The sequence below is a fragment of the Shewanella sp. SM87 genome, assembly GCF_025653705.1.
Lineage (GTDB): Bacteria > Pseudomonadota > Gammaproteobacteria > Enterobacterales > Shewanellaceae > Shewanella > Shewanella oncorhynchi.
This window is the reverse complement of sequence record NZ_JAKKSC010000019.1, coordinates 39,628-63,838: the sequence shown is the minus strand read 5'-3', so window position 1 is coordinate 63,838 and position 24,211 is coordinate 39,628. Positions and strand designations below refer to the sequence as shown.

At 44.4% G+C, this 24,211-nt stretch carries 23 protein-coding genes, 1 other RNA gene and 1 pseudogene; 14 read left to right on the top strand and 11 right to left on the bottom strand.

Translation table 11 applies throughout. The features are described from left to right. Positions 1 to 13 precede the first annotated feature (13 nt). The 3 genes from L5M11_RS15505 to L5M11_RS15495 all read left to right on the top strand — a co-directional run bounded on the left by L5M11_RS15505 (position 14) and on the right by L5M11_RS15495 (position 1,954). The gene (locus L5M11_RS15505; protein ID WP_263192674.1) at positions 14 to 637 is read left to right on the top strand and encodes a short chain dehydrogenase; all 624 of its coding nucleotides are present in this window, start codon (positions 14 to 16) and stop codon (positions 635 to 637) included. Positions 638 to 790: 153 nt separating this feature from the next. After that, on the top strand, positions 791 to 1,036 hold the full coding sequence (locus L5M11_RS15500; protein ID WP_006080205.1) for a DUF3297 family protein: 246 nt from the start codon (positions 791 to 793) through the stop codon (positions 1,034 to 1,036). 387 nt (positions 1,037 to 1,423) lie between these two features. Continuing rightward, positions 1,424 to 1,954, top strand: coding sequence for an SMI1/KNR4 family protein (locus tag L5M11_RS15495; protein ID WP_113939082.1), 531 nt, complete (start codon positions 1,424 to 1,426; stop codon positions 1,952 to 1,954). Positions 1,955 to 2,143: 189 nt separating this feature from the next. On the opposite strand, the gene thrS is transcribed toward L5M11_RS15495, so the two are convergent. Next, complete coding sequence (thrS, locus tag L5M11_RS15490) at positions 2,144 to 3,382, bottom strand: threonine--tRNA ligase (protein ID WP_263192685.1); 1,239 nt, start codon at positions 3,380 to 3,382, stop codon at positions 2,144 to 2,146. A gap of 238 nt (positions 3,383 to 3,620) precedes the next feature. Here thrS and L5M11_RS23900 point away from each other — a divergent pair. Beyond that, positions 3,621 to 3,689 (top strand): annotated as a pseudogene (locus tag L5M11_RS23900) (DUF3297 domain-containing protein); the annotation flags it as partial. 61 nt (positions 3,690 to 3,750) lie between these two features. Here L5M11_RS23900 and L5M11_RS15485 read toward each other — a convergent pair. Beyond that, positions 3,751 to 4,566, bottom strand: coding sequence for a substrate-binding periplasmic protein (locus L5M11_RS15485; protein WP_259583293.1), 816 nt, complete (start codon positions 4,564 to 4,566; stop codon positions 3,751 to 3,753). A 354-nt stretch (positions 4,567 to 4,920) separates the two neighbouring features. Between L5M11_RS15485 and L5M11_RS15480 the strand changes: the two genes are divergently transcribed. From L5M11_RS15480 to L5M11_RS15465, 5 genes are all read left to right on the top strand, one after another. Continuing rightward, positions 4,921 to 5,841 carry a nuclease-related domain-containing protein gene (locus L5M11_RS15480; protein ID WP_263192671.1) on the top strand — a complete coding sequence of 307 codons (921 nt, stop codon included), beginning with the start codon at positions 4,921 to 4,923 and terminating at the stop codon, positions 5,839 to 5,841. A 42-nt stretch (positions 5,842 to 5,883) separates the two neighbouring features. Continuing rightward, complete coding sequence (locus tag L5M11_RS15475; RefSeq protein ID WP_263192668.1) at positions 5,884 to 6,447, top strand: DUF1837 domain-containing protein; 564 nt, start codon at positions 5,884 to 5,886, stop codon at positions 6,445 to 6,447. Further along, the gene (locus tag L5M11_RS24000; protein ID WP_411569291.1) at positions 6,426 to 6,791 is read left to right on the top strand and encodes a Hachiman antiphage defense system protein HamA; all 366 of its coding nucleotides are present in this window, start codon (positions 6,426 to 6,428) and stop codon (positions 6,789 to 6,791) included. The genes L5M11_RS15475 and L5M11_RS24000 overlap by 22 nt, the downstream gene beginning before the upstream one ends. After that, positions 6,788 to 9,349, top strand: a complete 2,562-nt coding sequence (locus tag L5M11_RS15470; protein WP_263145643.1) for a DEAD/DEAH box helicase — start codon at positions 6,788 to 6,790, stop codon at positions 9,347 to 9,349. Before L5M11_RS24000 ends, L5M11_RS15470 begins: the two co-directional genes overlap by 4 nt. Before the next feature lie 369 nt (positions 9,350 to 9,718). Then, positions 9,719 to 10,141, top strand: a complete 423-nt coding sequence (locus L5M11_RS15465) for an immunity 26/phosphotriesterase HocA family protein (protein ID WP_258547597.1) — start codon at positions 9,719 to 9,721, stop codon at positions 10,139 to 10,141. A 412-nt stretch (positions 10,142 to 10,553) separates the two neighbouring features. On the opposite strand, the gene gcvP is transcribed toward L5M11_RS15465, so the two are convergent. From gcvP to L5M11_RS15435, 6 genes are all read right to left on the bottom strand, one after another. Further along, positions 10,554 to 13,442 carry an aminomethyl-transferring glycine dehydrogenase gene (gene gcvP, locus L5M11_RS15460; protein WP_263192666.1) on the bottom strand — a complete coding sequence of 963 codons (2,889 nt, stop codon included), beginning with the start codon at positions 13,440 to 13,442 and terminating at the stop codon, positions 10,554 to 10,556. Positions 13,443 to 13,564: 122 nt separating this feature from the next. Beyond that, the gene (gene gcvH, locus L5M11_RS15455) at positions 13,565 to 13,954 is read right to left on the bottom strand and encodes a glycine cleavage system protein GcvH (protein ID WP_011845766.1); all 390 of its coding nucleotides are present in this window, start codon (positions 13,952 to 13,954) and stop codon (positions 13,565 to 13,567) included. A 25-nt stretch (positions 13,955 to 13,979) separates the two neighbouring features. After that, positions 13,980 to 15,074, bottom strand: coding sequence for a glycine cleavage system aminomethyltransferase GcvT (gene gcvT, locus L5M11_RS15450; protein WP_219250422.1), 1,095 nt, complete (start codon positions 15,072 to 15,074; stop codon positions 13,980 to 13,982). A 254-nt stretch (positions 15,075 to 15,328) separates the two neighbouring features. Beyond that, complete coding sequence (locus tag L5M11_RS15445) at positions 15,329 to 16,552, bottom strand: FAD-dependent monooxygenase (RefSeq protein ID WP_263192664.1); 1,224 nt, start codon at positions 16,550 to 16,552, stop codon at positions 15,329 to 15,331. A 42-nt stretch (positions 16,553 to 16,594) separates the two neighbouring features. Next, entirely contained in the window at positions 16,595 to 17,836 is a 1,242-nt protein-coding gene (gene ubiH, locus L5M11_RS15440) for a 2-octaprenyl-6-methoxyphenyl hydroxylase (RefSeq protein ID WP_263192662.1), read from the bottom strand. Between the two features lie 179 nt (positions 17,837 to 18,015). Continuing rightward, positions 18,016 to 18,591 (bottom strand): UPF0149 family protein, encoded by a 576-nt coding sequence (locus L5M11_RS15435; RefSeq protein ID WP_105252998.1) that lies wholly within the window; start codon positions 18,589 to 18,591, stop codon positions 18,016 to 18,018. Between the two features lie 235 nt (positions 18,592 to 18,826). On the opposite strand from L5M11_RS15435, the gene L5M11_RS15430 reads away from it, so the two are divergent. The 3 genes from L5M11_RS15430 (at position 18,827) to L5M11_RS15420 (ending at position 20,135) form a co-directional block, all read left to right on the top strand. Continuing rightward, positions 18,827 to 19,129, top strand: a complete 303-nt coding sequence (locus L5M11_RS15430) for a cell division protein ZapA (protein ID WP_105250206.1) — start codon at positions 18,827 to 18,829, stop codon at positions 19,127 to 19,129. Positions 19,130 to 19,246: 117 nt separating this feature from the next. After that, a non-coding RNA gene (ssrS, locus tag L5M11_RS15425) (6S RNA) lies at positions 19,247 to 19,427 on the top strand. A gap of 9 nt (positions 19,428 to 19,436) precedes the next feature. After that, positions 19,437 to 20,135 carry a 5-formyltetrahydrofolate cyclo-ligase gene (locus L5M11_RS15420; RefSeq protein WP_263192659.1) on the top strand — a complete coding sequence of 233 codons (699 nt, stop codon included), beginning with the start codon at positions 19,437 to 19,439 and terminating at the stop codon, positions 20,133 to 20,135. Positions 20,136 to 20,182: 47 nt separating this feature from the next. Here L5M11_RS15420 and folM read toward each other — a convergent pair whose 3' ends face one another. Then, complete coding sequence (gene folM, locus L5M11_RS15415; protein ID WP_263181903.1) at positions 20,183 to 20,929, bottom strand: dihydromonapterin reductase; 747 nt, start codon at positions 20,927 to 20,929, stop codon at positions 20,183 to 20,185. A gap of 253 nt (positions 20,930 to 21,182) precedes the next feature. Here folM and L5M11_RS15410 point away from each other — a divergent pair, with 253 nt between their 5' ends. After that, complete coding sequence (locus tag L5M11_RS15410) at positions 21,183 to 21,581, top strand: thiol-disulfide oxidoreductase DCC family protein (protein WP_263139676.1); 399 nt, start codon at positions 21,183 to 21,185, stop codon at positions 21,579 to 21,581. Between the two features lie 103 nt (positions 21,582 to 21,684). Here the strand turns inward: L5M11_RS15410 and mdh are convergent, their stop codons facing one another. After that, on the bottom strand, positions 21,685 to 22,620 hold the full coding sequence (gene mdh / locus L5M11_RS15405) for a malate dehydrogenase (RefSeq protein ID WP_105250210.1): 936 nt from the start codon (positions 22,618 to 22,620) through the stop codon (positions 21,685 to 21,687). A gap of 294 nt (positions 22,621 to 22,914) precedes the next feature. Between mdh and argR the strand changes: the two genes are divergently transcribed. Continuing rightward, positions 22,915 to 23,385 carry a transcriptional regulator ArgR gene (gene argR, locus L5M11_RS15400; RefSeq protein WP_006080175.1) on the top strand — a complete coding sequence of 157 codons (471 nt, stop codon included), beginning with the start codon at positions 22,915 to 22,917 and terminating at the stop codon, positions 23,383 to 23,385. Between the two features lie 147 nt (positions 23,386 to 23,532). Here argR and L5M11_RS15395 read toward each other — a convergent pair whose 3' ends face one another. Continuing rightward, on the bottom strand, positions 23,533 to 24,165 hold the full coding sequence (locus tag L5M11_RS15395) for an NAD(P)-dependent oxidoreductase (RefSeq protein WP_219233867.1): 633 nt from the start codon (positions 24,163 to 24,165) through the stop codon (positions 23,533 to 23,535). Positions 24,166 to 24,211: the final 46 nt, after the last annotated feature.

The window sequence follows — 24,211 nt, the reverse complement described above, 5'->3', positions numbered from 1 at the left end:
TTAGGAGCATGTCATGAAAATAGTCGTAGTGGGTGCATCAGGCACAATCGGACAAGCCATAGTCCGCTTATTTCATTCAACTCAGCATGAAGTGATTCAGGTAGGGCGAACAACGGGGGATATCCTGATAGACATTCGGGATGAACATTCACTCCATCAAGGACTAGAAAAAATCGGTAAAGTCGATGCAATGATTTCGGCCATGGGTGATGTCGTGTTTAAACCCTTCAACGTTATGACCCAAGCAGACTGGTATACAGGGTTCCAAAGTAAGTTATTGGGGCAGATACAGTTAGTGCAAATAGGTAGCCAATACCTCAACACTGGGGGCAGTTTTACACTGACCAGTGGCATTATTGCCGATGTCCCAGTAAAAGATGGCATCAGTGCAGCCACAATCAATGGCGCACTTGAGCATTTTGTTACCGCCGTCGCGGGAGAATTACCTGCACAGCAGCGAATAAACATTGTCAGCCCAACGGTATTAAGCGAGTCGTTAGCGAGCTATCAGGACTATTTTCCCGGTTTTAGTGCAATCAATGCCGACACATTAGCCAAGGTTTATTTGCGCTCAGTCATAGGCAGAGAAAACGGCCGAGTGCTGAAAGCCTTTTCCAGCTGCGGCACAGTGTCCTAACAGCAGTGTCCTAACAGCAGTGTCCTAACAGGACAACTTAACCTTGGCTAACGCAAGGCGCGTAATCAGTCACAGTTAAAGTCTTGAGCGTTGCGCTGGGATTGCCTACAATAGCGCACGCTTTTTCACTATAGACAATGACAGATCACGACCATGACCGACACAACATCATTACCTGCTTTACCGGATCGCCTTTCCGTTAACCCACGCAGCCCGCACCATGTGGCAGAAATTTTCGAGCACGATATCGGTATTAAGCTCAACGGCAAAGAGCGTTTTGATGTCGAAGAATATTGTATCAGTGAAGGTTGGGTAAAAGTGCCAAGCAAATCCTTAGACCGCCGCGGCCAACCACTTTTGCTCACAGTAAAAGGCACAGTTGAAGCCTTTTATCGTTAAGCTTTAGTGCAAAGAGCTGGATCATAACAACGGCCAATCTAATTGGCCGTTTTTGTTTGCCTAGCAGCAAATGATACTAATTCAATACTACTTGCTGAAACTGCACCAGTGCAGTGAACGACTATTCGGAACAGCTATCTAGTCGGTTTTTGGCGAAATGGATTAAATCAAATAGCATTATGCATGCCTACTTATTTGAATATCATTAAGTTTATTTGGGGATTCGCTAGAGAAAAGCGTTAGAGAGAGAGGAGAAATAGTTGATGTCTCGGTAACTCCAATATATAAAGGTCCTTCCAGAATATCGGCAGGTATAACAGTAAACGCTCAAGATAGTGATGGTTTCTTTGAAAACATTACTCTTCTTAATCCTCGGGAATGTAGATCATGACCCTATCAGTATTAAATAGCATTTTAACTCCCCCTAACTTCCCTAATGAATCTGGGATTGGTAACGTTTGGCCTTCTATAGATGAAGGTCTTAGTTTTCCCAGTGATTACATTGCGTTTATTAATCATTATGGCACAGGAAGAATTGCCGATTTTATTGCGATATTCAATCCATTTACTACAAATTATGACCTTGATTTTTTTGAGCAGAAGAAATCAATCATTGAGGATTTCAATTACCTTAATAATGAAGACCCAGAGTATTTTAAATATAACCTCTATCCAGAAATTAATGGCCTTTTACCAATAGGCGTAACGGATAATGGTGATTGCATATTTTGGGTTGTTTCCGATCTAAAAGACAGTGAGACATGGGGCACTGCAATAATCGCATCTAGATCGCCAGATGTAGAATATTTTGATGAAAATATAACCTCTCTATTGACTGGTTTATTGTTAAGAAAAATAAGATCAGGATCATTACCTAATAGTTTCCCTCCTAAAAATGTTACCTTTGAAAAAATTTAAACAAAAAATAAATGGTCATCCGCAATAAATCATGGACCGCCACGGCCAACCACTGCTACTCACAGTAAAAGGCACAGTTGAAGCCTTTTATCGTTAAACTTTAGCGCAAAGAGCCGGATCATAAAATGAGTAAAGGCTAGCCGTGGGAACCCTAGCTAGCCTTAGATAACAAACACCGCCTTCCTTAGGTTATTGTTTGCGCACTAGTTTATCCGCAAGATAGTCAGCTAATTCAGAAAGAGGGATGTGTGTCATCACACCGTCTTTGCGGCACTTAACTGACACACACTTCTCGGCCTCTTCTTTATCCCCAACCGTTAAGATATAAGGCACTTTTTGCTTGTGAAAGCGTTTCATTTTGCGGGCAACTGAGTGTTGACTGATATCAACCAACACTCGCATGTCTCGTGCTAAACATAGTGCGGCTAACTGACGGACAAATTGGCTGTTTGACTCATTTACAGAGGCAATAGCAACAGGTACAGGATGTAACCAAACAGGAAGGTTACCCTGTGAGACTTCCAAGAGAATCCCCAACCAACGCTCGATAGAGCCATACATAGCTTGGTGCATAATCACTGGCCGTTCGAATTCCCCTTGCTCATTTGTGTACTGAACATCGAATCTTTCAGGCAAATTGAAATCAAACTGGATAGTGCCACACTGCCAGCGTCTTCCCATAGAATCTGTCAGTGACAATTCAATTTTGGGACCATAAAAAGCCCCTTCGCCAGCTTGATACTCGGCATCAAAGCCCTCAATCTGGCAGGCTGAATCCAATAGCTTTTGTGCTCGGCACCATTGCTCATCGCTGCCTAATGCCTTCTCAGGTTTAGTCGATATTTTTACGTCTAAATTATGGTAGCCGTAATCACCATAAACCTGCTTTGCACGCTGGAGAAAACCACGTATCTCCTCCTCTGCCTGAGACCAACAGCAAAAAACATGGGCATCATCCTGAGTGAACTGGCGTGCGCGCAGGCAACCATTTAACGAGCCTGAGGATTCATTACGGTGCACCAAGCCAAACTCAAATAGTCGCAGTGGCAAATCTCTATGGCTATGTACCCCGCGCTTAAACAGCAAAATATGGGCAGGACAAGACATAGGTTTTAAAACATATTCATCCATGTTTTCCTTTCCGCCACCGAAAAACATGTTCTCTGCAAACATGTCCATATGCCCAGACGTTTGCCATAACTCCTTCTTCATAAAAACAGGCGTGTTCACTTCCTCAAAACCATTTCGGCGATACACGCGCCTCATGTGTTCTTGAATATCTCGGAATAACGCCCAGCCATTCGGGTGCCAAAAAATCATACCCGGCGCCTGTGGTTCAGAGTGAAATAGGTCAAGTTGTTCTGCAATTTCGCGATGTGTTTTCATCATTCTCTCCTGAGTAAAATCTGAGTAAAATCTGAGCGAAATACAAAACCAAGGTATAAAAAAACCCTCTGGCGATGTCGCTCAGAGGGTTTTTTTAAAGACGCAAAAAACTACCCCCCGAGAATTCTCGTGGTGGTAGTGGTGGTGTTAATTGCGCTTACGTATATTTTTTTCATGCGCCAGTAATAACAAATCATCCCTATCGCAGCAAGCATTTTGTTTATAAAAAAAATAAATGGCAGACAAAATAAAAACAAAATAAATGTCCATCCATAATGAATTATTAGACCGTCGCGGCCAACCTCTTTTGCTCACAGTAAAAGGCACAGTTGAAGCCTTTTATCGTTAAGCTTTAGCGCAAAGAGCTGGATCATAACAACGGCCAATTAATATTGGCCGTTTTTGTTTGCCTATTCTACTTCTGCGGCTAAACCATAGGCCTGGTAAATCTGTTTTACACGGCCCGATGCAGCCATATCAAGCAGCGCCCGATTAAGTTCATCGAAAATAGCAGCATGGGTAGAGTTACGGGACATACCAAAATAATGTTCGATCCGATTCGACTGACGGTAATCGGCATAGCTAAAACGATCGTAACCGAGCTGCTTGAAGGCATTCTCAATGGCGGCACGATCGAGCACCACCATAGTGTCAAAACGCCCCATGATAAACATGCGAGCCATGTTTTCATCATCGGTAGACTCAATTTTACGTAGCGCGGGATCTGTATTAAAACGCTCAAAATAAACTGTGCCCCGTTTAACCCCTACAGTAACCTGATACAAATCCTCATAGGACTTAATCCGTCCTTCCTCGCCGGCTTTTACGAGAAACAAAATATCGCGAGTCTGAGTGCCGATAGGACCAAGAAACCTTACAAATGCCTCTCGCTCTTCGTCTCGTATCGTGCGCGGCACAATGTCGACCGTTCCTACCCGCAACTCATGAATGCTGCGAGCAAAAGGACGCGCGCTCCATTCGACGCGATAACCGACCTTAGCCGCCGCTTCCTCAAGAATATCCTTTAACGGACTCGTCATAGTATTAGTTCGCTCATCAAGCACCATCTCAGGAGGACGATGCCGAAAATCGGCACGCAACACGTTAGAAAAAGTAGCCGATTGCACCTCAGCGGCGACAATGATGCCCGAGAAAAAACCACAACCAAGCACACACAAAATTGCGTAAACAGAAGGCAACGAAACAAGGATACTTTTAAAATACATAGAGATGCCCGCGAATTTATATGTTGCATTTAGCATAACTCAAAAAATCGAAAACTAAAGTGCATAAAACATAGGCCCAGCCTGTAATTGTGATAAAGCGCATTGATTAAACCGTATAGAGCGGGTTAAAGTGTGACCACAAAGTAAAAAGTGTGACCACTCAGGAAAATGCAGGGCAAACTCGAACTCAATCATCGAGCACGCCATTTAGGGAAGAAGAAGAAGCAAATCAGCAATATGCGCCCAAACTCTAAGCAGACAACTCGGCCACCACTTTCCAAAATTATAAGTACATTTTATTAGCGGGTTATGTCATTAGATTGGCTGTTGACCCGCTTTATTTCAGGGACGTAAATGGCAGACTTCGGCAGCAATCTATTATCCGTTGTAATTATTCTATCCAGTCTGTTTGTCGGCGCTGGAGTGTTGCATGTGTTTCTTAAATACCGCGATGCAACGCTAACCCTACCCGTTGATCGTGAGCAGTTGATCCGCATCCCCGCCTATGGATTACAACAGCAAATCCAAGATCTGCAATTAGATTTAATGGGCTACATGATGATGGGAGCCGTGATTTTTTGCTTCCCCTTTGCACTCAACAGCATTCAAGCACATATCGCCGTAGGTAAATTCCCTTGGTTATTAAGCATCACAGCATTAATGGGCTTAACCTATTGCGGCTTTAAAACATGGAAAAACTTTTCAAAGCTCACCAAGTTACGCCTCGGTCATACCGCTGAAATTGCCACAGCCAATGAACTCATAGGCTTACAAGCATTGGGTTATCAAGTGTTTCACGATGTACAAGCTGACGGCTTTAACATCGACCATCTCGCCGTAGGCAAAAATGGCGTATTCGCCATTGAAACCAAAGGCCGCCATAAACGGAACAAAGACCTACGCCAAACCAATGGCAATGGCTCAAGCTCTGGTTCTGATAAAAAAGGCTATAAAGTATTTTACAAAGACGGGCGCTTAAACTTCCCCTCGTGGACAGAAACCAAACCCATAGAACAGGCCGAACGTCAGGCCAAGTGGGTCAGCCAATGGTTAACCAAAGCCACAGGCTCCCCCGTCGCCGCCACCCCAGCCCTAGTATTCCCCGGCTGGTATGTCACAAGTCAATCGAAACCACCGTTCCCGATCCTTAACCACAAACAATTAGTCGGCACGATCCCGAAACTGAAAACCCAAGATCTTACCCAGCAACAAGTCGACACCATCATCTACCAAGTCGCCCAAAGATGCCTAAGCAAAAGCGAGGTAGGGAAATGATGGTACGAAAATACACTCTCTGACCACTTATGATGGATTTATATGCAATTAAGTATTCGTGATTTTGATTTTCTAAATAGTTTCGATCACCTAGGAGAATACTATCTAGACGTCCACAAAAAAAATAAAATAAATCTCTTTTCATTGAAAATTAGTGCCAATGAATTCGACTATAAATTTTTACAAGAAAACTTACTCGACCCCTTAATTGACTTCTCACTTTCAAGAGCAGTTAAAGCTGAATTCAAAGATAAACCAGGAACGCTTAGTAAAAAAGCTAGAGAAAAGTTCATTGACTATATTAGAAACAAAGGTGAATTAGGCGAATTAATTCTTTATAGCTTTTTAGAAACTCACTTAAAAGCACCTAAAATTTTATCAAAACTTGAATTAAAAACCTCGACAAGCCACTACGTAAATGGTGCTGATGGAGTTCATTTTCTTAAACTAGAAAATGGTAATTATCAATTAATCTTTGGAGAATCAAAAACAGAAATAGGTATTACAAAAGGGATTACTGACGCTTTTAAGTCCATCTATGAGTTCAAAAATGAAATCAATAATAATGGTCAAAAAAAAGTGGCCTGCCTTATGAAAAATCACTAATCAGTGATCATCTTGGCAATGAAACATTCTCTGAAGATGAAAAGAGGTTAATTAAGTCAATCATTTATCCCTCTAGAGACAGTGATTTCGATGTAGATGATGCATTTGGAATATTTATTGGTTATGAAATAACAGTTAGTGATGCAGACAAGAAACTATCAAATTCAGACTTTAGAGAAAAAATAAAAAATGATATAAAAAATGAAGTTAAAAATAAATTTGAGCACATTACTAAAAAGATTGAAGAACATCAACTTTATGGACACAACTTTTATATATACATTCTGCCAATTACTGAATTAAATGACACCAGAATGAAAATTCAAAAAGGAATTACAGAATGAGTATTTTTGAATCATTAGCTGAAGAATGTCTTCAAGATGAATATTTCATATACTTGCTACATAAAGCTGAGTTGATAAATGCTAAAAGATTTTATTTTATAACAGAAGAAGGTTTTAATGAAAAGGAATATATAGATCTCCTTCGATTTTCAGACATTCTATCTAGATCTAAAAGTCCAGAGGCTATAAATAAGGCATATAAAGTAATAAGTTTATTAGCTGACACTTACAAAGAAGAAAAATTATTTACAATTTTCGCAAAGTCAATATTATTAAAAATAGGAAACTTCCCAGCAATAAAATATCTTGAGGAAAATTATAATGTTGACTGCAAATTACCTATCGAGCAATTGATATCCAAGATGGTTAAGGAAGATATTCAAAAAATACCTAATAGTGAATTAATATTCACCGACTCTCAATATGAAATTTTTGAAAGATTGAAAAATAGTAACCACTTTAGTTTTTCTGGACCAACATCTTTAGGCAAATCATTTATCATAAACGCATTTATCCGCCACCTTATATCAGAACACAAAGGTACAGACAATCTAGTTATATTAGTTCCAACTAGAGCATTAATAGGTCAGATAGTTAGTCAACTAAAAAACAACTTTTCAGATGTAGATAATTACAAGATACTAGCTTACCCCAAAGTTCCACTTTCTTACAAAGTCGAAAACTTTAAATTTATCTTTGTTTTTACACCGGAAAGACTATTAGCTTACTTATCAAATAAGGATAATCCAAAAATAGATTACCTCTTCATAGATGAGGCTCATAAAGTAATATCTAAAAAAGACTCTAGAAGCCCATTATATTATCATGCAATACTGCAAGCAGAGAAAAAGAGTGTGAAACTTTTTTTTGCATCCCCAAACATTCCAAATCCAGAGTTATTTCTTAGTATTTTTGACAAGAGCACTGATGAAAATTTAAACATAAAGAACTCACCTGTATCTCAAAATAGATATTACATGGACTTTTTGGATAAAAAGTGTATATATTTTTCTGAGTATAGAGGTGATATTAATATTCCAATAAATTTTGAAAACAAGAACTTTTTTGATTTTCTAGTTAGTTTATCTCGTGGAGATAAGAGCATTGTATATTGCAACACGAAGAAAGATACCATTGAACATGCACTAGACTTTGCTAAAAACTTACCTGAACGGAACAACAAAAAGATTAATGAATTAATTACAGTCATAAGAGAAAATTTACATAAAGATTATTATTTAATAGATTGTTTAAAAAAAGGTGTTGGATTCCACTTTGGAAACCTACCCCATGAAATAAGAGAGAAAGTTGAAGATCTTTTTTCAAGAAAAGATGGGATAGACTATCTATTTTGTACTTCTACTTTACTTGAAGGTGTCAATTTACCTGCTAAAAACATATTCATTTTAAGTAATGCTATAGGTCTATCTAAGTTTACAGATGTAGATTTCTGGAATCTAGCTGGACGAGCCGGTAGAATGACTAAAGAATTATCTGGAAATATAATTTGCGCCAGAATAGAACATAAAGAAAATCGATGGATAAATCCTGACAAAGATTTAGATGTTGCACGAAATAAAATTGTAAACCCGATTGATTCTATTCTAATCAGTGGAAAAGGAAATTTTTATAAAAATATCGAAAACTCTATAAAGGATCAGCCATTCACTAGAAAAAATGCATCAAATGATGACAAGAACATCTGGAACCATTACGCAAATATTGCACAAATCCATGAGATGCTAGGTTATGAGTCGACGCTTAGGTCAAACTTTATCGATAAAATTCCTTCTGCAAAGAAAATTTTAAGTAATGTAGCAACAGAAAATATAGTTCCTTATAAAATTTTATCATTTTCGCCTATGATAAAAATTAAATACCAAAATAACATTCTATCAATGCCTGATGATAGTAATTTAATATCTCTTACTGATGAAATCAATTACAACTCCTGTCTAGATATACTGAATTTACTTTATAAATTGTATGGTTGGGAGCATGAGGAATCCACAGGAAAAAATCCTATGTGTAGAACACAAGAAGTATTAAAGTACTACGCTGTTATTTTATCAAGCTGGATGAACTCGACTCCACTTAACTTGATGATAAAGAATGCTCTAGATCATTATGAAAAAAAAGGTGAAATTTGGGATAACAATTTAAGAACGAACATTTTATTTAGTCGCACAAACAAGCAACATACAAACATTGTAATAAATGAATTAATATCCGATATAGATAATGTACTCAGATTTAAACTAAAGAACTATTTTGATAACTATTATCTTCTACTAAAAGAAAGGCAAGGTGGTAACACAATAGGAGTAAATTGGGCTGATTTTCTTGAATATGGAACCAATAATTATAAGGTCATTGAGTTACAAAACATAGGTTTCTCAAGAACTTTAGCTTTGACTCTATTGGAACGCTGTTATGAACACCTTAAATTTGAAGGAGATGAGCTGGTATCACTTCATACTGAAAAAATATCTTTATCACTTCAAGATACACCATCTGAAAATAAAGAATTTAGAGAAGTAATGTCATTGGATAGGTAATAATAACGAGTCAGTAAGCTAATTTACTAATATCAAGACAGGCATAACTATTCATTCAATGGTTACACCAAACACAGCATTGTTGCACCAGTGACCTTCTAAAACAGGATGTTTTAGTAGAGCCTACAAGGATGTATCCACGGCGAGTCACTGGTGTAACAGTGCGAGAGCCTGCGGCAGGCAATTGGGAAATATCGTAGCTAGAAGCCATGATAAAGCTATTTCGCAGCACTAAACTCAGCAGAAATAAAATTCAAATCATTAAAGGTGGACGGCACAATTTAGCCCTTCTAAAGTAGAAAGTTGTGATTGGGGTGATAAGATACTGGGTGATGCTCTTTCTATTCTAAGAGGTAAAATATTGTGAAAATGAGATATCAAGAAGGTGATATTTTTATTATTCCTACAGAGGGTAAATTTGCCATCTGCCAAATTGTTTTTGCCCCAAAAGGGAAGTTTAAGCAAGTAATAGGTTTCTGCGTCCTATTTGTAAAGGATAATAAAGTTTTTAAAAGTGATGGCGTACTTCGCCCTCTTCCTATCATGGATATGGGGAAAGAGATGAAAGTTATATTTACTGGAAATCAAAATGTAAAAAATGGTTCTTGGGAGATAATTGGACATACAGACCTGACCGAAGATAAAGACGAGTTAAGGATCTTTAATTACGCAGGAGGACTATATAAGGGAGAGGAAGAAATTAAACGAATCCCTGTCTCTGAGTATAATAACTATACCTCAATGGAGGTGTATGGTTTCGAGCTTGTTAATAGCTTATTGGCAAGCCTGTAACACCTCCGTTTTATCAGCCAGCGTCTCGTATTTGGGATATATCAGAACAAGCATAACTCTGTACTAAACCGTTACACCAGAACGGGCATTGTTGCACCAGTGATCTTTCTAACACATGGGAGCCTACAAGGACGCTAATATTTAAATCTTAGGCGGCATGTCACAGGTGTAGCTCATACAAGAGCGTCAAGAGCATGCAGAATTCTGCGGCAGACAAGAAAAAAGCGACCTTTCGGTCGCTTTTTTATGCTTCAAATTCGCTGAAGCCAACTACACCATAATTGTGTTGCTGGCGAAGCTAATGCAAGGCGGATTGAAAGCTTTCGCGCGGAGTTGACTCCTTCAAACTCTCTATTTCGAGCTATGCGAAAGCCTCATGCAACGCCGCAGTAGCTAGCCTAAGCAGCAATTATTACTCGTAGTCTGATAATGGTGCACAAGAACACATCAAGTTACGGTCGCCATAGACATCGTCGATACGATTCACGGTTGGCCAGAACTTGTTAGTGCGTACTGCGGCACTTGGGAACACGGCCACTTCGCGGCTGTATGGACGCGTATCAAACTCTGGGTCCATGATATCGGCCATAGTGTGCGGTGCGTTGTGCAGCGGGTTGTTGTCCACAGGCCATTCGCCTGATTCCACTTTGGCGATTTCAGCGCGGATTGACACCATAGCGTCGATAAAACGATCGAGTTCCACCTTAGACTCAGATTCCGTCGGCTCAATCATCAGGGTTCCCGCAACCGGGAAGCTCATGGTTGGCGCGTGGAAACCGTAGTCATTCAAACGCTTAGCGATATCCATTTCGGTCACGCCTGAGGCTTCTTTCAGTGGACGTAGGTCGATAATACATTCATGCGCGACGCGATCGTTACGGCCACGGAACAATACTGGGTAGTGTTCTGACAGCTTCTTCATCACATAATTTGCGTTTAGCAGCGCAGTTTGGGTCGACTTTTTCAGGCCCTTTGAACCAAGCAGCTTAATGTACATCCAGCTGATCGGCAGAATGCCCGCGCTACCGTAAGGTGCTGCTGATACGGCGCCGTTGTTGTCGCTCACGCGGCCCGGTTTCACCACAACGTGACCCGCAACAAATGGAGCTAAGTGTGATTTCACGCCGATTGGGCCCATACCTGGACCACCACCGCCGTGTGGAATCGCGAAGGTTTTGTGCAGGTTAAGGTGTGATACGTCGGCACCGATAAAGCCAGGAGACGTTAAGCCGACCTGCGCGTTCATGTTAGCGCCGTCTAAGTACACTTGACCGCCGTGCTGATGCACTATGTTGCAGATTTCGCGGATAGATTCTTCATACACACCGTGGGTCGATGGATAAGTGATCATGATGCAAGACAAGTTTTCAGCCACTTCGGCGGCTTTGGTCTTCAGATCTTCTAAATCGACGTTACCTTGCTTATCACAGGCAGTAACTACCACTTGCATACCGGCTAATTGCGCCGATGCAGGGTTAGTACCGTGGGCAGATTGCGGGATCAAACAGATGTTTCTGTGCGCATCGCCGCGTGACTCATGGTATTTCTTGATGGCTAACAAGCCAGCGTATTCACCTTGAGCGCCTGAGTTTGGCTGGATGCACACAGCGTCGTAGCCTGTAATGTTCACTAACCAAGTCGACAACTCTTCAATCAACTGAGTAAAGCCTTTAGCTTGATCCAGTGGGCTGAATGGGTGCATGTTGGCAAATTCTGGCCAGCTCACAGGGAGCATTTCAACCGCTGCGTTTAACTTCATGGTGCATGAGCCCAGTGAAATCATCGAGTAGTTAAGAGCTAAGTCTTTGCTTTCGAGACGTTTGATATAACGCATCATCTCGGTTTCGCTTTGATAGCGATTGAAGGTTGGGTGGCTTAAAATCGCATCTTGGCGCACAAGTGCCGCCGGAATCGATTGGCTACCTTGGCTCACGATTTGCGCGTCTAACGCGGCAACATCTAAACCATGGCCGGCACCTAAGATCACATCGAACAAGGCTTCGATATCTGTGCGCAACGTGGTTTCGTCTAAGCTCACGCCCACAATACCATCGGCATCGAAACGTAGGTTCATTTCAGCAGCCAGTGCGCGTGCATTGACGGCAGCAACATCTAAGCCTTTGATGCTAACAGTATCAAACCAAGTGCTGTTGACTAAGTTCACGCCCTTCGCTTTTAAGCCTGTCGCTAAAATATCGGCGAAACGGTGAATGCGTGATGCAATAGTTTTCAGGCCATCTGGGCCATGGAATACGGCGTAGAAAGACGCCATATTCGCTAACAGAATTTGTGCAGTACAAATGTTTGAGTTGGCTTTTTCGCGGCGGATATGTTGCTCACGAGTTTGCATTGCCATACGTAGTGCGCGGTTACCACGGGCGTCTTTTGACACTCCAATGATACGGCCAGGCATAGAACGTTTGTGCTCGTCACGGGCAACGAAGAAGGCCGCGTGTGGACCACCAAAGCCCATTGGCACGCCAAAACGCTGGGCACTACCGAATACCACATCGGCGCCCATAGCGCCCGGTGATTTCAGTAATACCAAGGACATAATGTCGGCGGCGACAGTCACAACCACATTCTTCGCACGCAGAGTTGCGAATAATTCAGTGAAGTCCGTGATTTGACCAAAACGGTTAGTATATTGGAACAAAGCACCAAACAGCTCATGGTTAACGGCCTCAGATGCAGGGCCAACCACCACTTCAAAACCAAAACACTCAGCGCGGGTTTTCACTACGTCTAAGGTTTGCGGGAACACATCATCGGCAACGAAAAAGATATTGGCTTTTTTCGCTTTAGAAACGCGCTTTGCCAGCGCCATCGCTTCGGCAGCAGCAGTTGCTTCATCTAACAAAGAAGCAGAAGCCAAATCTAAACCCGTTAAGTCCATCGACACTTGTTGGAAGTTTAGAATGGCTTCTAAACGGCCTTGGGCGATTTCTGGCTGATATGGCGTATAAGCCGTGTACCAACCTGGGTTTTCAAATACGTTACGCAGGATCACGTTTGGCACTTGAGTGCCGTAGTAACCCATGCCGATATAGCTCTTAAATACTTGGTTTTGTTTCGCTAAACCACGAATGTAAGCAATGCCTTCGGCTTCGCCGCAGGAATCTCCAATGCTCAGATCTTGGCTTAAACGGATCGACTCAGGCACGATTTGCGCGGTCAGATCGTCCAGAGACTCAGCACCAACATAGTTCAGCATGGCTTGCTGTTGGCTGCTATCTGGGCCGATATGACGACGTAGGAATAAATCGTGCTGTTCTAACTGAGTGAGGGTTTGCTTGGTCATGATAAACCTTGTTCCAGATTTGCCGAAATTCAGAACTGTAGGGTACTGATTAACGGACTGTTGTTATGTCAATCTTGCGCTAAAACAAACGAAGCCCCTTAGGGCTTCGTTAGCGTCGACGATTATTCTTCGTCGATGACAGCTTGGTAGCCTTCAGCATCCAGCAGAGCGTCGACTTCTGATTCGTCAGAAGGCATTACGCGGAAGAACCAGCCTTCGCCGTAAGCACTGCTGTTAACGAGTTCTGGCGAATCTTCCAGCGCTTCGTTCACGGCAATCACTTCACCAGAAATGGGGGCATAAATGTCAGACGCCGCTTTTACTGATTCAGCTACAGCACAGTCTTCACCCGCAGTCACAGTGTCGCCAACTTCTGGGAGTTCAACGAAAACCATGTCACCTAACAGCTCTTGGGCGTGCTCAGTGATACCTACTGTGTAGCTACCGTCTTCTTCCTTGCGGATCCATTCGTGTGAAGAGGCGTATTTCAGTTCTGTCGGAATATTGCTCATTGTTCTTGTTCCTTGTTCCGTTTTTTTAAAATGCTTGTTTACCGTTGCGCACAAAGTTTGGCGCCACTACTCTAACAGCCACACGTTTTTTACGCATTTCGACTTCCGCAGTATCCCCAATCGAGCTAGGAACACGTGCCATCGCAATAGAATAGCCCAATGTTGGCGAGAAAGTCCCGCTGGTGATCACGCCTTGTTGCTCTACACCGGCAGCGTCGGTGAAAAATACTGGCATATCATGGCGTAACACGCCCTTTTCTTCCATCACTAGACCAACAAGTTTGCTGGTTCCGGCATCGCGAAGTGTTTCGAGGGCTTTACGGCCGATGAAGTCACGGTCGCTTGGTTCCCATGCAATAGTCCAGCCCATGTTGGCGGCCAATGGGTTGATGGTTTCGTCCATGTCTAAGCCGTAAAGATTCATACCGGCTTCGAGACGAAGCGTGTCACGGGCACCGAGACCACAAGGTTTAACCCCTTGATCTAACAATGCTTGCCACAAGGCTTGGGCTTCATCTTCTGGGACGATAATTTCGTAGCCCGCTTCGCCTGTGTAACCCGTAGTCGCAATAAACAGTGAGCCTGCTTGCTTACCGAAGAAAGGTTTCATGCCTTCGATGGCGGCGTTTTGCTCGGCACTGAACACGGCAGCGGCTTTCGCTTTTGCGTTAGGACCTTGAACGGCAATCATCGCCAGCTCAGGACGCTCAGTCACAGTGACATCAAAACCTTGGGATTGCTTGGCGATCCAAGCGAGATCTTTTTCGCGGGTCGCTGAGTTCACTACCACGCGGTAGTTAGTGTCAGTGAGATAATAAGTGATGAGGTCGTCGATGATACCGGCATTATCATCTAACATGCCGCTGTATAAGGCTTTACCTGGCACTTTAAGTCTAGCCACATCGTTCGCCAGCAACTTACGTAGAAATGCACCAGCGTCGCTACCTATCACATCAACCACAGTCATGTGGGATACGTCGAACATACCCGCGTCTTGACGCACAGCGTTGTGTTCTTCGATTTGTGAACCATAGTTGAGGGGCATATCCCAACCGTGGAAGTCGACCATCTTAGCGTTTGATTCTAAGTGCTTGTTAAACAGAATAGTTTTGTTAGCCATTGTTATCCCTTTTGTGCGGCCTTTTTCAGGTCTCTGCCTAGTGTAGGGTGTAGATACTAGGGTCTAAAATGCGGCGAAATTATACCTTGCGTCACAAATTTGTATACAAGAGATTTTTCTAATCCGAAGTCATTGTCATTAGATTTTCTCATCTTCAACATGTAATTTTTTTACATGCGAAGGCCAGATTTGCGCAGCTTGCAGTCAATATGCTGATATTAGCGGCAATTCTGATCACATTAGCGCAACCTAGGCTAACGGCACAACTTAGGCAGTGCCGACTTATTGCCCATGGCCTGTTGTATGAACACTGTTTTCAGCCCAGCGACATTATCAACCAGATTTAATCCCAGATCGCGAATCGCCTTTTTGACTGGGTTTGAACCTTCGAATAGGCGTTTAAAGCCCTCCATCGCCGCGATCATCTCCATTGCATCGGCTTTGCGCCAACGTTCAAGTGCACGCAGCTGCGCATAATCGCCGATATCTTTACCCGCTTGCTGTAATTCGCTGATCACTTCGATAATGCTGGCCGCATCTAAAAAGCCGAGGTTCACCCCTTGGCCAGCCAGCGGATGAATAGTATGGGCAGCATCGCCTGCTAATACTAAACGGTGACGGGCAAAATGGCGGGCATAACGCATCCGTAATGGGAAGGCTTGGCGCTCGCTTTCCAGCTTGCAAATCCCTAAACGTCCGTCGAAAGCCGCGGTTAAGTTGCGCTCAAATTGCACTTTGTCCATCGCCAATAATTCATTGGCGCGCTCGGGCGGCACCGACCAGACGATAGAGCAGAGATTGTCTTCATACAGGGGTAAAAATGCTAGCGGGCCGTCCTGCAAAAACACTTGGCGGGCGGTGGCAAGGTGTGGCATTTCGGTACGAATAGTTGCGACGATTGCGTGGTGGCCGTAATCCCAAAAGGTCAGCGGGATCTTACACTGCTCGCGCACCCAAGAGTTGGCGCCATCGGCGGCTATCACAAGTGCAGCACTGACACTTTCTATTTCAGAATCGGCGCCATTGGCAAGGGTCAACCAAGCTTCGCGCTCACCAAAAGCAATGCGCTCTATGCGTTGGTTTTGAATATGGGTGATATTGTCAAACTCACTGGCGCGTTTGGCGAGGGCAAAGCTAATGGCATCGTTTTCGATAATCGCGCCGAGACTGGTTTCGCTGATGCTGTTGGCATCAAAGGCAATTTTACCGAAACCGTCTTTTTCCCACACCGCCATTTTTTGATAAGGCGTGGCGCGGGAAGTATCTAAATAACTCCATGCCCCTAAGTTTTCTAACAAGCGCTGGCTCGCCTTATTGATGGCGCTCACCCGTAAACGCGGCTCGCCGCTCACGACCTCAGTGTGGCCCGCATCGATAACGACGACATTCAGATCGGCCTGCGCCAATCCAATCGCGGTGGCGAGTCCCACCATGCCGCCACCCACAATGGCGATGTCATAGGCTTGTGAATTTAACATGGGTACATCCTTTTCGCGTTGCGATACCAGTAAATTACTGAGTTATTTCCAGCCCATTGCCTTTTGAGCGACGGGGGTTTTCAGTGGCGGAAACCAAGACAAAAGCCGTAATCCTAAGTTACGCCCCAGCGCCATCGGCCAATATTGGTTTGAAAAGCCACGGACTAAAAATTCGATATTTCGGATAGTGCTGTTTCTGTCGTGCTCGCGGGCATTAAGGTACGCATGGGTCACAGCGGCGGAGCCGATATCTTCGCACTGTGCTAGCGCCTTTTGGATCACCTCGAGCAAACTCACCACATCCCTCAACCCTAAGTTAAATCCTTGCCCCGCAATCGGATGCAGTGTCTGCGCCGCATTGCCGATAAACACACATCTGTGATGAATTGGCCTTGGCATATAGGACAAATTAAGCGGATACGCATGGCGCGCGCTGACATCGATAAACGTGCCCGCACGATAACCAAAGGCCTGTTGAAGCGCCGCTAAAAACTCGGCCTTAGGTGCGGCTTGCATCTGTTTAGCCCGCGCATCATCGAGCGCCCACACGAGAGATAAGCGAGGTTGACCTTGAATATCGGCCATAGGCAACAACGCTAAGGGACCTGTTTGGGTAAAGCGCTCATAGGCCCAATGTTTGTGAGGCCTATTGGTTGGCAAATCGGCAGTTTGAATATTGGCAATAATGGCCGTTTGCTCAAAGGCCACTTGGGTCACAGGCAAATTAAAACTGCTGCGCACTTTGGATTGCAAACCATCGGCGGCGACCACAAGTTTGGCTTGAATTCGCTCGCCCGTATCGAGCACTAAGGTGTGACCTTCAACGGCGGGTTCTACTTGGGCAAGCTTGGCGGGGCAATAGAGTTTGACACTACTCTTATTCAACTCGTTAAACAGCACTTGGCCAACCCGTTCAAGCTCAACCACTTGGCCTAGGGCATCTAAATGAAACTGCGCCGCATTGAGTTCTGTCATGCCAAAGTGGCCGCGATCCGACACATGGATATTTTCAATCGCCGTGCCCAAATGGGCGAGCTTTTGCCATAAACCTAAACGGGATAATTCGAAAATAGAACCGTGGGCGATAGCAATAGAGCGGGCATCGAACCCGGGGTGTTGCTTATCGGGAAGGTGCGCTTCGATTAAGGCGATAGAAAGTGGCCGAGCTGCGGATAAAGAAAGACGCGCGAGAGCTAACGCTAGGGTCGCCCCCGCCATCGCACCGCCTACAATCGCGATGTCGACGTGTTGAACTGAAGTATCCATGTGATTTGTGGCCGTCATGGGGATCTCATTCAAGCTTTGGCATAACACTAAGGCATGTAAACATAAAAGATGTAAACATCAATGCTATGCACTCAAAAACACCAGTGCTATGGACTCAAAGGCAGGTTTGCCCACCTTTGACATCTAATAAAGCCACTACTGTGTTAACTTATTGAACATTAAACAACTGCGGTAAATTAATGCACCACCGCAGTATCGTCAGCCTCGCCATGGGGAAGCTCAGGACCAAACTCCGAGTAACACATGATGGCTGCAATACGTACAAACTCGAGTAATTCAGTGTAAGCGGCTTCGGATTCTTCATCGTCGGCAACATCAAATTCCACTTGGGCAATTTCCGCCAAGTCTTTGATCACTTCACGTACTTCTGCCGAGGCTTGATTCAGTTTCGGCTGAATAATCGCCATGCCAGTCAAAAAACTCTGGGTCCACAGGGACAAGGCTTCAACACGTTGGCTGAGCGGCTCTTCTTCTTCGGGCAACAGCGGCATGAAACCAAATTCAAAATCCACTAAACGCGTCACTGAATCGTTAAACAAATCACACACTAATTGGTGCAACTGCGCTGGCAAAGGTTGACCATCGTTCATCAGGTCGAATAAAGGCTTGATCCAAGTGTCGCCAGTTTGCTCTACACCACCGCAGATTAAACCGACTAAAGCACCGTGAACTTCTACCGGATGCTGGCCGATTTCAGCCGCATCTAAGGCGAGTTTTAAGCTGTCGATACGTAACGAAGGAGGGGTTGCCATATCAGATCCCAATAAGATTTTTCCAGCAGCAATGCTAGCAGAGATAAAGACTTGAACCAATACTGAATCCCAATAATGGCGAAATCGGCCACGCCCTGATAAAAAACTATCCAACTGCTCACACAAACAGCAAACAAAACCGTCAAAGACCAATCCATTTGCGGCTTACCTTGCACTTTTAAGATCAGCCCTATATAGTCCGCCCTAAGAGGCTAACGAAAGGATCACCCGCGACATGAGTAACAGTGCTGTTGAAATTACCCTACTTGGGCGCACCTACTCTATCGCTTGCCCGAAAGGTCAAGAGGATGCCTTACGTACGGTAGCGTTGGGAGTTGAACAACAACTCAGTGCGTTAAAAACCCGAACCAATAGCCTAAGCCGTGAAGAAATTGCGATTATGGCGGCGCTGAATATTGGACACGAGTTGTTCCAAGAAAAGCAAAAAAATAAGCACTACATGCAACAGATGGACGACAGGATCAGCTTGCTGCAGTCGACCCTCGAAAGTGCCTTAGTTGAGCGTTCAACTAAATAGATTTAAACTGTGCACCTTAGTGATTTAACACTCATTGAGTTAAACCAACTGACGCACAGTGAATGGCTAAACTGGCTTATTTAAATAAACCAATGCTTTAGCGATTCAATACCGTTTTGCTCCCTGGGATGCATGCCAACTGGTAATGTCCCTGTGCCGATAATTTTGAAATTAGGGTGAATGCTTTACTGACATTGTGCATGCTCGGCTTGTACCGAGAAGCCTTAGGAGGTAATCATTTACCCGCCTTGAACCTACGGTTCAAGGGCTACACCGGTAGCGGCATTCTGGGGAGCATCTTAATTCTATGTCTACATCTTCCAAACTTTCTCATTTGAATACCCAAAGCGACACGGCGCACCTTGCCGTAGAAGTCGCTGATGCCGTAGATGTTGCAAGCTATGCGGCAAATATCGCACTCCATACAAAAGAAAGCCGCAATCTGTTACGCAAAGCCATTCGCACCGCCCGTAAATCTCTCTCCGAAATAGAACAAACCCAAGCAAGTTTAAACGCCTGCCAGCGAATGCTCGATGCATTGCAGGCCAACAAAGCGCAACATGTGGCATTATATCTCACCCATGATGGCGAACTCGCCACGCCACCGCTTATCGCTGCGCTGTGGCAAATGGGCATAAACACCTATCTGCCTAGGTTACATCCCTTCAATGCCGGACAATTATTATTCCTGCATTACACCGCAGACACCCCCATGCAACCCAATCAATTCGGCATCTTAGAACCTAAATTAGATGTGCGCACCATTATCCCAGTGACAGAGTTAGATGTGGTTATCACGCCCTTAGTGGCTTTTGATTTAATGGGGAATCGCATGGGCATGGGCGGCGGCTATTACGATAGGACGCTGGCAAACTGGCAGCTTAAAGGTAAACCTTTGCCTATGGGTTACGCCCACAACTGTCAGCAAGTGACGAGTTTACCCTGCGAGTATTGGGATGTGCCTTTGCCATTTATCATCACTCCAAGTCGGGTACTGACATTTTAAGCCATTGGTTGTTTTCGAAAAATCAAATCACTATTGGCCACCATCCACTATTTTAAATGACGGCCACCATCGACATTATGGCAACGACCGCTGACGTAGCGGCTATTCAGCAGATATTCGACTAAGTCGATAATCTCCTCATTCCCCGCCTCTTTCGGCAACAGCGCTTTGGCTAAGGTTTTTTGCTGATAGGCAACGTCATCTCCTGCATTAAATAGGATCATCGCCGGCGCAATCGAATTCACTTTCACCTCGGGCGCAAATTTGGCGGCAAAGGATAGCGTCATATTGTGCAGCGCGGCTTTACTGGCGGCATAGGCGATATGCTTCTGACTGCCCTTCTCTGCCACATAGTCAGTAATATGAATCACATCGCTCGCACCGATTTCATCGCCAGCAGCGGCACGTAGCTGCGCCTCTAAGGCCAAGTTCAACTGATAGGGCACGCTCACATGCACTTGCATCATCCGCTGCAGCACTTGGCTCGGTGCAAAAGTGGCACTCTTGAAAGGCTCATTCTTTGTAAGCACAGGATCCGGCAGCCAGTCCGAGGCATTGTGAATAATGGCGCGAATTTGCGGCAGCTTAGCTAACTCATCAATCAAGGATCGCACTTGAGTATCGTCATAAAAATCACAGGGATACAGAGTCGCACCTAAGGCGTTCAGCTCATCTATGCTAGCGTAATGGCTGCGATAGGTACCAATCACCTGCTGACCTTGGGCGAGAAAATGTTTGGCTAAGGCGTAACCGATACGCTTACCCACGCCTGTGATTATGATGGGAGATGTCATACCTATCCTTTTGAGTCGTTATTGGTCAGGCTTTACCTTGTTCGCTTAAAAATCAGCAATCAAGTTAAACTGATGAATAACCAAGATGTTACTGCACTCATTTGAATTTAACCTAACAAAAAGCCCAATGAGATGCTGATCCGTTCTACAATCGCTTCGATCTAAAACCCTTTATTCTGCGTATAGGGTAGAAGAAAACCAAGCTTGAGTACTCACTTCAAGTATTGTGATCAAGTCATCAGAGGTAATACCGATGGAACTGCGGATTTTTTACGATGGAAATTGTCCATTATGTAGCGCCGAAATGCGTCAACTGAAAGCGCGCGATCCGAAGAACTTGATTGCGCTTGAGGATTTAAATGCGCCAGACTTTAGTAAGCGCTTCAGCCATATCGATAGAGACTACGCTAATACGATTCTCCATGGCGAAACCGCAACGGGCGAAGTGTTACTCGGGTTAGATGTCACTTGCAAAGCGTGGGCACTGACAGGAACACGCGCTTGGATCCAACTATTACGCCTGCCCGTGATTAAAACTGTGGCCGATTGGTGCTATCTCAGATTCGCAAAAAACAGATATCGCATCTCTTATTTACTGACGGGCAAAGCCCGCTGCGATGATAACTGCCAAATTCCCACTAAGCGCCGCTGATCGACTGAATTCGCCTGGTAAAATGTAAAACCCAGGCATAAAAAAACGGAGCTCAATGGCTCCGTTTTTAATTCGTCATAATCTAAAAAGATTATCCGAAAGATTATTTAACGAAATCAACGCCTAGTTTGATATCGCCTTTCAGCGTATCTAACATAGAATCACGAGCGTTAGCTTCGAATGCACTCACTTCACCGTAAGGCAGTACTTTTTCAATACCGTTTTTGCCTAACAGCACAGGTTGTGCGAAGAATTCAGCATGCTCGCTGCCGCCGTCAACATAGGCGCATTCAACGATGTTAGCTTCGCCTTGCAGACCACGAACCAGAGACAGACCGAAACGGCAAGCCGCTTGACCCATAGACAGAGTCGCGCTTCCGCCACCGGCTTTAGCTTCAACCACTTCTGTACCCGCGTTTTGGATGCGAGTCGTCAAACTTGCCACTTCTTCGTCAGTGAAAGTCGCGCCTTCAACTTGAGACAGTAATGGCAGAATAGTCACGCCGCTGTGGCCGCCGATCACATTCACTTTAACGTCAGCAACGTTCAGGCCTTTTAATTCGGCGATGAAAGTTTCAGAGCGGATCACGTCTAATGTCGTGATACCGAACAGACGGTTCTTATCGTAAACACCCGCTTTTTTCATCACTTCTGCAGCGATAGCTACGGTCGTGTTGACTGGGTTAGTGATAATGCCAACCAAAGCCGTAGGGCAAGTTGCCGCTACTTTTTCGATCAGGTTGCGAACGATACCCGCATTGATATTGAACAGATCAGAACGATCCATACCAGGCTTACGCGCAACACCAGCAGAAATTAGAACAACGTCAGCACCCACGAGGGCAGGCGTTGGATCTTCACCAGCAAAACCTTTGATTTCAACAGCAGTTGGAATGTGGCTCAAGTCAACCGCAACACCCGGAGTTACCGGTGCGATATCATATAGAGACAATTGTGAACCCGCAGGCAATTGAGTTTTTAACAGTAGGGCAAGAGCCTGGCCGATACCACCAGCAGCACCAAGTACAGCAACTTTCATAGTTATCTCCGTTATTTCTCGGATATGTGTGACATGGATCTAATTTGCGTTGGCGTCACATTACTGGAATGTCACAACAATTTCAATTATCCCTTAGTCGTGGGACAAAAGAATTCCGGAATAACGTAGAAGCAATGTAGAACAATTACTCAAATTGGGATTTTTACGCCCCCTACAAACGCTTAACCACTGGGGCTTAGTGAATTTTTATTCAACCAATCTGGTTATTTGTTGACAATTTTTCTAAAAATATTCAAAATGGGCCTGTTTTTTTGAATAACGAATAATAATATTATGCAAACGACCAAGAATCAGGATGACCTTGTTAGAATTTTTAAGTCGATTTTAAAAGAAGAGCGCTTTGGCTCTCAGAGTGAAATCGTCACCGCCTTGCAAGCTGAAGGCTTTGGTAATATTAACCAATCGAAAGTGTCACGCATGCTCAGCAAGTTCGGCGCAGTGCGGACTCGCAACGCTAAGCAAGAGATGGTGTATTGCTTACCAGCCGAATTAGGCGTACCCACCGCGGGTAGCCCACTGAAGAATTTGGTACTCGACGTCGATCACAATCAAGCTATGATCGTCGTGCGAACTAGCCCAGGTGCCGCGCAGCTGATTGCCCGTTTATTGGATTCTATCGGTAAACCAGAAGGCATTTTGGGTACGATTGCCGGTGATGACACTATCTTTATTTGCCCATCGAGCATCCAAGATATCGCCGATACCTTAGAAACCATCAAATCTTTATTCAATTACGCAGAATAAAAAAACAGGTCAGTGAGCTGACCTGTTCTATTTTATCTGTACATTTTGAAGTGCAATACCGCGCTGGTTATTTGGCCATTGTCCCGATTACGTTACACATTCCAGCACAATATCTAACTCACAATATCTAACTCAACTATAACGATATCAGTAAGCCACACTGATGCGCTGGTTTGGGTGAGTGCCCTTTTCGGCTTCATCTACCATGGCTTTTGCGTAATCGGTTACAGAGATACGGCTTTGACCATTAGCATCGGTAAAGAAGCTGTCGCCACCAAGACGGTACGGGCCTTCACTCTCACCGGGATAAATCTCAGCGGCTGGGCTCACAAAGGTCCAATTGATTGCCGTTTGCGCCGCACGGAATACCTGCAAAGCTTCACCCTGAGCTAACGCCTCATCTTTATATGCTGCTGGGAAATCTGGACTAGAGACCAGCGTCACACCCGGCGCCACTTCTAAACTCCCAGCACCACCGACCCACAATAAACGTGACACGTTAGCGTTAGGCAGCACATCCAGTAAATGCTGAACCGTACTCGCCACTAGACCATGATTTTGTTGGGCGCGGCCACCAACGGCGGCAATCACGACATCTACGCCAGCAAAGGTATCGGCGACCAATGGCTGCTCTAAATCCACGGCACGTACTGCCACGTCAGCCACGGATAACTTACTTGGATCACGCACTAACGCTGTCACTTGATGTCCACGACTCTGTGCTTCTTTTAAAATTGCACCACCGATCCAACCCGTTGCACCTAAAATTGCGATTTTCATTTCATTGTCTCACTCAGATGATTTACATTGGATCCAGTTTACTTGC

What these genes read in the sequence shown, in the direction of transcription:
- L5M11_RS15475 (WP_263192668.1), top strand. Translation starts at nt 5,884, where the DNA reads ATGCAATTAAGTATTCGTGATTTTGATTTTCTAAATAGTTTCGATCAC.
- L5M11_RS15435 (WP_105252998.1), bottom strand. Translation starts at nt 18,591, where the DNA reads ATGGCAACCCCTCCTTCGTTACGTATCGACAGCTTAAAACTCGCCTTA.
- L5M11_RS15485 (WP_259583293.1), bottom strand. Translation starts at nt 4,566, where the DNA reads ATGTATTTTAAAAGTATCCTTGTTTCGTTGCCTTCTGTTTACGCAATT.
- argR (WP_006080175.1), top strand. Translation starts at nt 22,915, where the DNA reads ATGCAAACGACCAAGAATCAGGATGACCTTGTTAGAATTTTTAAGTCG.
- L5M11_RS15500 (WP_006080205.1), top strand. Translation starts at nt 791, where the DNA reads ATGACCGACACAACATCATTACCTGCTTTACCGGATCGCCTTTCCGTT.
- L5M11_RS15420 (WP_263192659.1), top strand. Translation starts at nt 19,437, where the DNA reads ATGTCTACATCTTCCAAACTTTCTCATTTGAATACCCAAAGCGACACG.
- L5M11_RS15480 (WP_263192671.1), top strand. Translation starts at nt 4,921, where the DNA reads ATGGCAGACTTCGGCAGCAATCTATTATCCGTTGTAATTATTCTATCC.
- L5M11_RS15470 (WP_263145643.1), top strand. Translation starts at nt 6,788, where the DNA reads ATGAGTATTTTTGAATCATTAGCTGAAGAATGTCTTCAAGATGAATAT.
- L5M11_RS15465 (WP_258547597.1), top strand. Translation starts at nt 9,719, where the DNA reads ATGAGATATCAAGAAGGTGATATTTTTATTATTCCTACAGAGGGTAAA.
- mdh (WP_105250210.1), bottom strand. Translation starts at nt 22,620, where the DNA reads ATGAAAGTTGCTGTACTTGGTGCTGCTGGTGGTATCGGCCAGGCTCTT.
- L5M11_RS15430 (WP_105250206.1), top strand. Translation starts at nt 18,827, where the DNA reads ATGAGTAACAGTGCTGTTGAAATTACCCTACTTGGGCGCACCTACTCT.
- gcvH (WP_011845766.1), bottom strand. Translation starts at nt 13,954, where the DNA reads ATGAGCAATATTCCGACAGAACTGAAATACGCCTCTTCACACGAATGG.
- L5M11_RS15410 (WP_263139676.1), top strand. Translation starts at nt 21,183, where the DNA reads ATGGAACTGCGGATTTTTTACGATGGAAATTGTCCATTATGTAGCGCC.
- L5M11_RS15495 (WP_113939082.1), top strand. Translation starts at nt 1,424, where the DNA reads ATGACCCTATCAGTATTAAATAGCATTTTAACTCCCCCTAACTTCCCT.
- folM (WP_263181903.1), bottom strand. Translation starts at nt 20,929, where the DNA reads ATGACATCTCCCATCATAATCACAGGCGTGGGTAAGCGTATCGGTTAC.
- ubiH (WP_263192662.1), bottom strand. Translation starts at nt 17,836, where the DNA reads ATGACGGCCACAAATCACATGGATACTTCAGTTCAACACGTCGACATC.
- L5M11_RS15505 (WP_263192674.1), top strand. Translation starts at nt 14, where the DNA reads ATGAAAATAGTCGTAGTGGGTGCATCAGGCACAATCGGACAAGCCATA.
- gcvT (WP_219250422.1), bottom strand. Translation starts at nt 15,074, where the DNA reads ATGGCTAACAAAACTATTCTGTTTAACAAGCACTTAGAATCAAACGCT.
- L5M11_RS15445 (WP_263192664.1), bottom strand. Translation starts at nt 16,552, where the DNA reads ATGTTAAATTCACAAGCCTATGACATCGCCATTGTGGGTGGCGGCATG.
- L5M11_RS15395 (WP_219233867.1), bottom strand. Translation starts at nt 24,165, where the DNA reads ATGAAAATCGCAATTTTAGGTGCAACGGGTTGGATCGGTGGTGCAATT.
- gcvP (WP_263192666.1), bottom strand. Translation starts at nt 13,442, where the DNA reads ATGACCAAGCAAACCCTCACTCAGTTAGAACAGCACGATTTATTCCTA.